Consider the following 2,168-nt stretch of genomic DNA (forward strand, 5'->3'; position numbering starts at 1 on the left):
CCTCAGCTTGGGTGTTTTGCTCGCCAAAAGTCATCGTACCCAGACAAATTCGGCTGACTTTTAAATCTGTATTCCCAAGATAGCGATAGTGCATATAAATAATTACCTTTTAAAAATTCAAACCACAAATTCATCATACATTAGTCATGTTATATGCAGAGATAAGCATAAAAAAAGGGTGGTTACTAGAACCACCCTACTCCAAAAAAAGGAGATTTACGCAGATAGGATTACTGACGTACAGGTCAGTGAACGTCAGTACGATTATTGACTATACAAACGAAAGAAATATTCATTGGAATTAACGAATGAAAATCGATTAGTTATCTACTAAGCAAGAAAAAAGGCGGTAATGTAGACATCACCGCCTTCTCAAAACAAGGAGTAGAAATTACACCCATGACGATAGTCTCAGGTAAAACTATGACACGATAAAAAAATAATGGTTGCAGTGGGAATGTAAAGTTTTGAAAAAAATAAGCCAGCTTATCGGGAGTAAGCTGGCTAAGGGTGGTGAACTGCTAACAAGGATAGTTCGAGATTGATATTATCACCTGACTGCGAAATTTCTGTGAAAATCACTCTGTACCCAATCACCTCAATCATCATGACCAGATTATCGGTGCAGCATTTGCATCAAATGCCTTACAACGAGGTAAAGAACAGCAATGATGACTCTTAAACCTGCAGTTTATCGCTATATAGCATGTTTCTTCACTACCCTCACATAGATTAAGCATGTTTTTGGTGCACGACATTCCACAATAAGGTGCAGAAATACACAGGAGAACATATGCAATCCTTTGCATTATTAAAACCAATCCAATCTATTTTATGGAGTGTTGCCCTTTTATTGTTAGGCAATGGGCTGATTAGTACCCTACTTACATTGAGAGGTACAGATGAAGGTTTTTCTAGCGCGACAATGGGCTTCATTATGTCGAGCTATTTTATTGGCTTTATTTGTGGCACCTGGGTGAGCGGTAGACTCATACGCCGAATGGGACATATCCGGACATTTGCATTTTGTGCATCAATATGTGCGTCCTCGACTTTAATACACATTATTTTTATTGATGCATGGGTCTGGATTATCTTGCGATTTTTCTATGGGCTTGCCTATATCACCCTGATGACGGTCATTGAGAGCTGGCTCAACAGTCAAGCCGCCAGTCATGAGCGAGGCCGTGTATTTGCTTTTTATATGGTAGTTAACTTAGGTGCACTCACTATCGCGCAACAAATGTTACATATCGCGAAACCAGATAATTTCTTATTATTTGCTATCGTTTCTATTCTCATAAGCTGGGCGATACTCCCTTTAACATTAACACGACGAAATCAACCCACTATCAATTCAGAAAAACCTAAAAGCAGTTTAAAAAATTTATTAAAAATTGCGCCACTCTCTGTTGCCGGTTCAACCTTATCGGGTTTAGCGATGGGCGCATTCTGGGCAATGACGCCAATCTATGCGACACAACTTGGCTATGACATCAGTGGTATTGCTCTCATCATGAGTTTAACCATTTTAGGTGGTGCCGCTTTGCAGATTCCTATTGGTCGTTATTCAGATAAGCATGACAGACCAAAAGTGATTACATGGGTAGTGACATTAGCCGGTCTCGTCGCTTTATCCATGGCAATCATTCCCTCTCAGACGGTGTTACTTGTTGTCTTTTTTATCTGGGGTGGTCTGTCTTTCTCTATCTATCCACTGTCAGTGGCTCAACTTATCGACCAACTGCATCCTGACGAAATTGTTTCAGGCTCATCGGATATGTTGGTTCTTCATGGCCTAGGATGTGCCTTTGCACCTGTCGCAGCAGGCTCATTGATGACACTGATTGGGGCACAAGGTCTGCCACTTTACATTGGCGCAGTTTTATTAATATTGGCAGCTTATACAGTTTACCGTCGTCGCCGTGTAGTTGATCTTGTCAGTGGAAATAATGCTCACTTCGAACCGATGGTCCAAACCAGCTCCCAAGTACTCAGCATGATGTTTGATCAACCACAAAGAGACTTATTTGATGATCCAAGCTTTTATGGAGAAGAAGAACGAGAACGGATTATCAATGCTTTAAGACAAAGCGGCTCGTAATTGTGAGTTTATATATTGATGATATTAACAAGAGAAATTGGTCGGGACAGAAGGATTTGAACCT

The 2,168-nt window shown here is 40.5% G+C and carries 1 protein-coding gene; it reads left to right on the forward strand.

Going from position 1 to position 2,168, the window contains the following annotated elements; translation table 11 throughout:
• Positions 1-793: 793 nt before the first annotated feature.
• Entirely contained in the window at positions 794-2,104 is a 1,311-nt protein-coding gene (locus tag B4K20_RS13525) for an MFS transporter (protein WP_289244981.1), read from the forward strand.
• The last annotated feature ends 64 nt before the right edge of the window (positions 2,105-2,168 follow it).

The organism is Methylophaga sp. UBA5088, from assembly GCF_002414625.1.
Taxonomy (GTDB): Bacteria; Pseudomonadota; Gammaproteobacteria; order Nitrosococcales; family Methylophagaceae; genus Methylophaga; species Methylophaga marina.

Coding starts and splice junctions, on each gene's coding strand:
- B4K20_RS13525 (WP_289244981.1), top strand. CDS start 794: ATGCAATCCTTTGCATTATTAAAACCAATCCAATCTATTTTATGGAGT.